This window comes from Roseovarius sp. (genome assembly GCF_048262375.1).
In the GTDB taxonomy this organism is placed as follows: domain Bacteria; phylum Pseudomonadota; class Alphaproteobacteria; order Rhodobacterales; family Rhodobacteraceae; genus Roseovarius.
Window position 1 is genome coordinate 246,321 of the sequence record NZ_JBLXFE010000005.1, and the last position, 6,665, is coordinate 252,985.

Sequence of the window (6,665 nt, forward strand, 5' to 3'; positions counted from 1 at the left end):
TCACCCCCTTTCCTCAATCGGTGTTCGGGCCAAGAGCGCAATGGCCAAAATCTTCAACACACACGGTACCGCCCCATATAAAAAACCGAGCAACATCAGCGCCTTGCTGTCATTCGCCTGCCCGGCCGAATACCCACCCGCCTCCAAGAGCGGCAAGAGCGCCACCGCCGCCAGCGCCAGCGTGAATTTCGACACGAAAGACCACAGGCCGAAGCCTTCCGCCGCCGCCGGTGACACCTCCGCGATCCGCCGCGCAAAAAGCGCAGGCAAAAGCGTCATATCCGCCCCGAGCGCTGCCCCTGAGACCACACAGATCACACCAAACGCCCCGAGATCGCCCGCCCCCAGCGTGACCGCCCCCGCAAAGGCTGCAATCGACAGGACCATGCCCGCCAACAGCATCCGCTTCGCGCCAAACCGCTCGGCCAAGGTCCCCCAGACAGGCGCCGCCGCCGCCGCCGACAGGAAAAAGACCAAGAGAAACGGCCCCTCCCATCCCGGCGCCTGCAACCGGCTCTCGACAAAGAACAGGAATAGCGTGGAACTCACCGCCACCGGGGCGGCATTGACCATCGCCACGATCAACAGACGCCGCGCCACCCTATCGCGCAACACCGGGCCAAAGCCCGTGCCTTGCGGCATGTCCGAGACGTACCATTGGCCGCCCATCGCCAATACGGCCGCGCCCGACAAAACCGCAAAGGCCAACGCAAACCCCGCAAACCCACCCAAAGCCACAGGGGCCACCGCCGCCGCACAAATCCCCAACAGCGCGCCGGTTTCCCGCCACCGCGCCAACCGCAAGTGCCCCTGCCCACGCAAATCCGCCGCGCTCGCCACCCCCTGCGCGTAAAAGCAAATGGTCAGATAGCTAAAGGCCGAAAACACCAACACCAGCATGGCCGCGAACCACCAGAGCGGCGCAATCGGCGGCGTCACGGCAAAGAGCCCCAGCATCGCCACAGCCATCACGGCCACGCCAACCCAGACGCTCGCCGCACGGTGCGCGCGCACCCGCTCCGCCAGCCGCCCCAACGCGGGGTCCTGCACAACATCAATCAACCGCAGCGCAAAGAGCACAGCACCCAGCGCGCCCAGAGACACGCCATATTCATCCACATAGAATTTCGGCGCGTGGATATAGAGCGGCAAACCCGCCGCCGCCAGAAGCGCCGCAAACAGCGCATAGCCCGGCAGGCGCGGCGCAGCCTGCACCCCCCTATCGACCACAGCTTCGCTCACCGGCTCACCTCGTCGGCGGGCGGTACCGGGCGGCTGTTGAACCCCGCGCCTTTCCACCAAAGCTTCAGCGCCTGCCAGTGGATCAGGCCCAGCACCCGCCGCGATCCGAACGGGCGGCGCAGCAGAGCCGCGATCAAGCCGCGATGGCTCAGCGGTTTGCGTTGCCCCACCAGCGTTGCAATCACCCCACCATGGTTGCCGGTGAACTCAATCCAGATGCCTATCCGATCCGCGCGCAGATCAAACCGAAACTCATACCCGCCCTCGATCCGCAGAAACGGCGAGACATAAAAGATCTTTTGCGCCTGCAATCGGTCCTCGGCGGTGATCGGCCCCATATCGTCCCGGTGACACAGATAGGAATGGCGGTCCCCATAGGTATTGCTTACCTCGGCAATGATCACCGGCACCTTTCCATGATCGTCCCGGCAAATCCAGAAACTCACCGGGTTGAACACATGCCCGAACACACGCGGTTGCGCCAAAAGCTCGATCCGCGCCGGGGCCGCAATCTGCCGCTCGGCCAAGACGTCGCGCACCCAAGCCGCTCCGCGTCCCTGCCCCGGCGCGCCGCCATGATCGCTGTCCCATATTGATATGATCCCGCGCCGGTTGCGCCCAAACAGGCGGGGTGCCGCCACCTCGGCCTCGGCATCCAATAGCACATAGTCGATACCATAGCGAAAAGCGTTCTCGATCCCGCCCTTGCGCCCATGCCACGTATGACCCGCAATATGGTCGACCCGGCTCACTGGGCCGCAACCAAGAATTCGGAGGACGCACAAATCTCCTCGGCCACCACCAGACCGCTGGCCAGGCCGTCCTCGTGAAACCCATGCCGCATCCACGCCCCGCAAAACCATGTATTGCGCCGACCATTCCCGGCCCGCACCCGACCCTGTGCCGCCACCGTCGCCAGATCATAGACCGGATGGCGCAAGGTGACCTGATCATAGATCAAATCCTCCCGAATGGGGCGCGTGGTGTTGAGCGTGACAAAATGCGGGTCATCCATGGGAATCGGCTGCAGGCTGTTCATCCAATAGGTGAGGTCGATCTGTCCCGCCCGCGCGACCCGCGCCTCAGTGTAATTCCATGACGACCACACCGCCCGGCGGCGCGGCATAACGGATGTATCGGCATGCAGGATGATGTCATTTGGCTGATAGGCAATCGCCCCCACATCGCGGCGCTCGGTTTCATCGGCATCCGACAAAAGACGCAGCGCATCGTCGCTATGCGCGGCAATCACCACCTCGTCGAACGCCTCCCACTCAGCGCCCCGCGCCCGCACCTCGACCCCCACATCAACGCGCCGGATACCCGCCACCGGCGCCCCCAGCCGGATCTCAACCCCCTTGCCACGCAAGACCTGCTCCAGTCGGGTCACATAGGCCACCGATCCGCCCTGCACCGTGTACCATTGATGCTGCTCATCATACCCCAGCAAACCATGCTGCTTGAAAAACGTCACCAGCGCCTGCGCCGGAAACTCCAACACCTGCTCCGCCGGCATCGACCAGATCGCTCCCGAAAAAGGCGTAAGATAATAATCGCGGAAATACCGGCCCAGCCGCATCTTGTGGATCAGCCCGCCGATGGTCAGACCCGGCTCGGCACAGGCCTCCAGCGCCCCGGCATTGAAACGAAAAATATCTCGCAACATCCGCCAGTAGGCCGGGTTCAACGCATTGCGTCTCTGCGCGAAAAACGCCCCCGCCCCATTCAGCCCATACTCCAGCGCCCCCCCGCGAAACGACGCGCCAAAACTCATCGTGCTCGGGGTCACCGGCACATTCAGCCGCTCGAACAGCCCGGTCAAATGCGGATAGGTCGCATAGTTGAACACGATAAAGCCGGTATCAACCGGCTGGTCGCCCCGCTTCCCGGCAACGACGGTGCGCGCATGCCCACCCAACCGATGATCGGCCTCAAAGAGCACCACGTCATGCACATCCGCAAGACGGTCTGCGGCCCCCATGCCAGATACGCCCGCGCCGATCACGGCAATTCTCTTGCGCGCCGCAGCGCTGGTCCTAAGGGGCATTTGTCGTTTCACCTGTTTTCTTGCCTGTATTCCATTAACTACGATCCAAGCCCTCGATCGGATTAGTAAACTTCGCTTTGCCCCTCAGGTTTTTTCAACCAGCGGTGATCCACCATGGATCAGCCTGCGTAATCCCCCCATGTTCAACGAAGCCACCCTCTTGCGTGACCCTGCCCCCTCGCCGGTGCTCAATGCCCGTGGTAAGAGGGGTACCATGACAGTCAAACGGGCAGGACCTCCAAAGGTGACGACGATACGGGACAGGGAAAACACCGATTGGGTGGCTTGTATCGCGGCCATCCGCGACACGCAGGACCAGACCGCCTTTGCTCGGCTCTTTGGGCATTTCGCCCCGAGGGTTAAGGCCTTCCTCATGCGCTCCGGTGCCGATGCCACGCTGGCCGAGGAATGCACCCAAGAGGTAATGGCAACGCTCTGGCAAAAGGCGCATCTTTTCGATCCCGCCCGCGCCTCTGCGGCCACATGGATCTTTACCATCGCGCGCAACCGCAAGATCGACGCGCTGCGCAAACAAAAACGCCCCGAACCCGAAGATCTGCCTTGGGGACAGGACCCAGAACCTGATCAGGCTGATATGCTCGCCCTGCAACAGGAAAGTGACCAGCTGGGCGATGCGATTGCCTCGCTGCCCGCAAAACAAAGGGAGTTGATCGAAAAGGCCTATTTCAGCGATCTCAGCCATTCCGAGATTGCAGCGCAAACCGGCCTGCCGCTTGGCACGATCAAATCCCGCATCAGACTGGCGCTCGACCGCCTGCGCCACGCAATGAAGTGAATGCCATGACCAGACAACAGATCACCCACCACCTGACCGACGCCCTGCTGATGGCCTATTCCGCAGGCAGCTTGCCCGAGGCCTTTAACCTCACGGTGGCGACCCATGTGTCGCTTTGCGATGACTGCCGCGCCCGGCTCGCGGCCTTTGACACCGTCGGCGGCGCACTGATCGAGCGGTCTGAAACCGTGGAATTGGCGCAGGACAGTCTCGCGGCGACCATGGCGCGGATACGCAGCGGGTCACAGACACTGACTCAGAGACCGACCCCGCACCGCGTCCCCGGTCTTTTTCCCGCACCGCTGCGCGATTACGTGGGCGGCGATCTGGACGCGGTGCGCTGGCGACCTGTCGGCATGGGCGTCAAACAGGCGATCCTGCCCACATCACGCGTCGCAACCGCACGGCTTCTCTACATTCCCGCCGGGGCGGCTGTGCCCGACCATGGCCATCGTGGCACCGAACTGACGCTCGTGCTGCAAGGCGCGTTTTCCGACCATGTCGATTATTTCGGCCCCGGTGATATCGAGATAGCCAATCAGGATCTCGATCACACGCCCGTCGCGGATATTGGTGCCGATTGCATCTGCCTTGCCGCAACGGATGCGCCGCTGCGCTTTCGCGGCCTCATCCCCCGTCTTGCGCAACCTTTCCTTCGGATCTGAGCCTCAGGCTCAGCCCCTCCTCGGACTGTCCTCCAACCGCGTCACCACCCGCGAAGACCGCTCCAACGTCCGATGCACCGGGCATTTATCCGCAATCTCCAACAGCTTCTCGCGCTGCGCATCACTCAGATCCCCTTCAAGCCGGATAACACGGGTAAATTTATCCGCCTTGGCCTCGGCCCGGCTGTCGGCATCCTGCGCATGTACCTTGTCGTGACAAACATCGACGCTGACATGATCCAGATCCCAACCCTTGCGCCGCGCATACATCCGGATCGTCATCGAGGTGCAGGCCCCCAACCCGGCGGCAAGAAACCCATAGGGCGACATGCCGCGATCCGTGCCGCCATAGGCCACCGGCTCATCGGCCAGCACATGGTGGGCGGGACCTGCGTTGATATCCTGCAAGAACCCCTCACCATCGGCCTCGCTCACCCGCACCACGCCTTCGGGCGCTCCGGGCGGCGGCGCAGGCGGGGTCATCGCCAGATATCGCTTGGCCCATGCGGCAATGACCCCCGCCGCATATTCCGCATCATCCGGGTTCGTGATTAAATGATTGGCCCCATCCAGCGTGACAAAGCTTTTGGGATGCCGCGCCGCCTTGAAAATCTCGCCCGCGTTCTCGATACCCACTGTCTCGTCGCGCGGGGCGTGCAACACCAAGAGCGCCTTGTGCAGCGCGTTGATCTTGGGGCCCAGCGCCTCGGCGCGCACATCCTCGACAAAGCCACGACCGATCCGGATATTGCGCCCGCCCAGCCGCACCTCGGCCACGCCATCCGCCTCTATCCGCTCCAGCGCGGCCCCGAAATTATGCGTCACATGACCGGGATCAAACGGCGCGCCAATGGTCACCACGGCCCGCGCGCTCTTGATCTGTCCAGCCGCCGCGAGCACCGCCGCCCCACCCAGACTATGCCCGATGAGCAAACCCGGTGCCATGCCACGCGCGCTCAGCGCCTCGGCCGCACGTGCCAGATCCTCGACATTCGTGCTAAAGGACGTGTTCTCGAACTCGCCCCCCGAATGCCCGAGGCCGGTGAAATCGAATCGCAGCACTGCGATCCCCGCCCCCGCCAACCGCGCCGCGATCCGCCGCGCGGCGGGAATATCCTTGGAACAGGTAAAACAATGCGCAAAGAGCGCAGTCGCCAAATGCGGCCCCGCTGGCAAATCCAGCCGCGCCACAAGATCATGGCCAGCATGGCCGGTGAAGGTCAGGCGTTCGGTGGGCATGGGACCTCCTTTGCTGCGGTGACATCACCAGACTAGGCAGCCGCAGCCCGGATCGCCACCCCACCCTGCCCCCTGTCACGCGAAGGTGAGGCTGTGCAGCATTTGGCTAAAACCCGACCTATTGCATGCGGTTCACCCCCACCAAAACCAACCAATCGTTAACCGGCCTGCACGATCCTGCCTGTGCGCGGGCAAAAGGGCGGGGCAATGCGGTGGCAGATTGAAACACTTGGCGATGTGCGGCGCTTCGCGGCGCTGATCTGTCTCGTGGTTCTGTCGGGCAGCACGCTTTTGCGTGGCCTCGTCCTGCCGCCCGATCTCGCGGCGCGGACCCTGCTTCCCGGCGCGCTCATGGCGCTGATGGTCGCGGCCCCCCTCGCCTATGCCATCGGCCAGCATCTGCGCGCGGTGCACCAGCACGCAGCCCGGCTTGAACACGCGCTGAACCATGATCCGCTCACCGGCGTGCACAGCCGCAGCAGCCTCAGCGCCGCCGTGCTTGAGGCCTGCAATCGCCCCTGCGCGGTGATCCTCGCCGATATCGACCACTTCAAGGGTTTCAACGATCGCCACGGCCATGTCGCGGGCGATCTCGCCCTGCGACAGTTCGCGGCGGTCCTCACCGGCAATTGCCGCACAGAGGATCTTGTCGCGCGCTACGGCGGCGAGGAATTCG

At 63.5% G+C, this 6,665-nt stretch carries 7 protein-coding genes; 3 read left to right on the top strand and 4 right to left on the bottom strand.

The window, feature by feature from the left end; translation table 11 throughout:
- The 3 genes from ACN0SW_RS08235 to ACN0SW_RS08245 are packed head-to-tail and all read right to left on the bottom strand — an operon-like array spanning position 1 to position 3,289.
- A complete protein-coding gene (locus ACN0SW_RS08235; protein ID WP_417727424.1) occupies positions 1-1,242 on the bottom strand; it encodes an MFS transporter in 1,242 nt (413 codons plus the stop codon).
- Complete coding sequence (locus tag ACN0SW_RS08240; RefSeq protein WP_417727425.1) at positions 1,239-1,994, bottom strand: DUF1365 domain-containing protein; 756 nt, start codon at positions 1,992-1,994, stop codon at positions 1,239-1,241. The genes ACN0SW_RS08235 and ACN0SW_RS08240 overlap by 4 nt, the downstream gene beginning before the upstream one ends.
- Complete coding sequence (locus tag ACN0SW_RS08245) at positions 1,991-3,289, bottom strand: NAD(P)/FAD-dependent oxidoreductase (protein ID WP_417727426.1); 1,299 nt, start codon at positions 3,287-3,289, stop codon at positions 1,991-1,993. The genes ACN0SW_RS08240 and ACN0SW_RS08245 overlap by 4 nt, the downstream gene beginning before the upstream one ends.
- 139 nt (positions 3,290-3,428) lie before the next feature.
- Between ACN0SW_RS08245 and ACN0SW_RS08250 the strand changes: the two genes are divergently transcribed.
- Positions 3,429-4,085: a sigma-70 family RNA polymerase sigma factor gene (locus ACN0SW_RS08250; protein WP_417727427.1), complete on the top strand. Its 657-nt coding sequence runs from the start codon at positions 3,429-3,431 to the stop codon at positions 4,083-4,085.
- Positions 4,086-4,090: 5 nt separating this feature from the next.
- The gene (locus ACN0SW_RS08255; RefSeq protein WP_417727428.1) at positions 4,091-4,750 is read left to right on the top strand and encodes a ChrR family anti-sigma-E factor; all 660 of its coding nucleotides are present in this window, start codon (positions 4,091-4,093) and stop codon (positions 4,748-4,750) included.
- A gap of 9 nt (positions 4,751-4,759) precedes the next feature.
- On the opposite strand, the gene ACN0SW_RS08260 is transcribed toward ACN0SW_RS08255, so the two are convergent.
- Entirely contained in the window at positions 4,760-5,989 is a 1,230-nt protein-coding gene (locus ACN0SW_RS08260; protein ID WP_417727429.1) for an alpha/beta fold hydrolase, read from the bottom strand.
- Between the two features lie 207 nt (positions 5,990-6,196).
- On the opposite strand from ACN0SW_RS08260, the gene ACN0SW_RS08265 reads away from it, so the two are divergent.
- Positions 6,197-6,665 (top strand): GGDEF domain-containing protein (locus ACN0SW_RS08265; protein WP_417727430.1); only part of this gene is annotated, 469 nt, incomplete at its 3' end.